This is a genomic window from Plesiomonas sp. (assembly GCF_051650925.1).
Taxonomy (GTDB): Bacteria; Pseudomonadota; Gammaproteobacteria; order Enterobacterales; family CAMTGL01; genus Plesiomonas.
The window spans coordinates 1-1,672 of the sequence record NZ_JBOFRH010000078.1 but is presented as its reverse complement, the minus strand read 5'-3'; the positions used below and the strand labels follow the sequence as shown (position 1 = coordinate 1,672).

The window sequence follows — 1,672 nt, the reverse complement described above, 5'->3', positions numbered from 1 at the left end:
CATGCGGGTACTGCTGACCGGTGCACGCGGTCAGTTAGGCCGTATGCTGCAAGAGTCCTGCCCGCTGGAGTGGGATCTGTATACGCCAGACTCTGCTGCGCTCGATATCAGCAATCCTGCGGCAGTAGCGCTTCAAGTGGCGGCGATTCAACCGCAGGTGATCATTAACTGTGCGGCCTTTACCCATGTTGATGGCGCAGAGCTGCAGCCTGAACGGGCGATAGCGGTAAATCAGCATGGTGCATATCACCTTGCCTTGGCAGCAAAACAGTGCGGCGCACAGATGGTGCAGGTATCTACCGATTATGTGTTCGGGGCTGATGCACCCGATGCCGACACGCGCCGTGAGGGTTATCCGGAAACAGTACAGCCTAGCCCATGTAACCAGTATGGGCTAAGTAAATGGCAGGCTGAACAGGCCGTATTGCACGTATTACCCCATGCGCTGGTGATTCGTAGTGCATGGTTATTCAGTGAATATGGCCATAATTTTGTGCAGGCGATGCTAAACCTGATAGGGCAGCATGATCAGCAAACGGCAGCCCGCAGCATTGTTGCCGATCAAATCGGTTGCCCGACCTATGCGCGCGATCTGGCGGTAGCTATTGTGCAACTGATACAACAGCAGGCGGAAGGCGGTGTATACCACTATGCTGGCGACAGTGCGGTGAGCTGGTTTGAGTTAGCACAGGCAGTGTGGGTAGAGTATCAGCGGCAGGCAGATACCGATAACATGCCGTTAAATACGGGTATGTGTTCGCCTTTTGTGCCTATTAGTAGCGCAGAGTATCGGCAGTTACATCCGCAATCAGCACTGCGCCCCGCCTATTCAGCACTTAACAGCCACAAAATTAGCCGCTATGGGTGTTTGCCCTCCAACTGGCAACAAGCACTGCAAACGGTTGTTGCCCGTTACCGTGCTAAGCAACATCCGCTATTTATTGGATGATGTTCTCCCCCACCAACCACCCCCTCAACTCCCCAATCTGCATAGGTTTGGCAAACAGAAAACCTTGCAGAGTCTGTACGCCTTTCTCTTGCAGATAGGCGGTCTGGTGCTCGCTTTCAACCCCTTCGGCAACAATTGAAATTTGCAGGCGGTGCGCCAAGCTGATAATGCTGTCGAGCACCGCGGTTCCAATGCAAGAGTCATCAATGCTGGCGGTAAACCGCTTATCGATTTTCAGATACTGCGGTTGGATGCGGTGCAGGTAGCTCAAAGAGCTGTGGCCGGTACCAAAATCATCCAGCGCCAGCGTAACCCCGCCAATATCCAGCAGTGCACTAAATAGCTTTTGTTGTGGCTCACCAAATGAGAGCGGTGAGCTTTCAGTGATCTCAAGCACCAGCTGTATCCCTACCGGTAACTGTTTACGCAGTCTACGGGTATGCACCAGTAAGGCACGGTTGTTAAAGTGATCGGCCGAGATATTTACCGACATCCGAAAACCGGCCGCTAACTGCTCAATCGGCAGTTGGCGAGCATCTTGTGCGATAAGCTTCATCAAATGATGGGTCAGGCGCGGCATCAAGCAGTGTTGCTCAATCAGCGGAATAAAGATCTCAGGCGAAAGCAGCTCAGTTTTGCTGTAGTGCCAACGCAGCAGCGCTTCCACCCCGATACAGCGCTTGTTGCGGCTGTCGATCAGCGGCTGATAGTACATCTGCAAAC

General features: G+C 53.2%; 2 protein-coding genes. One reads left to right on the top strand and one right to left on the bottom strand.

Annotated elements, in window-relative coordinates; translation table 11 throughout:
- Positions 1-949: dTDP-4-dehydrorhamnose reductase (gene rfbD / locus ACRC27_RS01825; protein ID WP_438639050.1), on the top strand; the 949-nt coding region annotated here is incomplete at its 5' end.
- Here the strand turns inward: rfbD and ACRC27_RS01820 are convergent.
- The coding region (locus tag ACRC27_RS01820) for an EAL domain-containing protein (protein ID WP_438639049.1) at positions 939-1,672 on the bottom strand (734 nt) is incomplete at its 5' end. The two genes, rfbD and ACRC27_RS01820, sit on opposite strands and share 11 nt — an antisense overlap.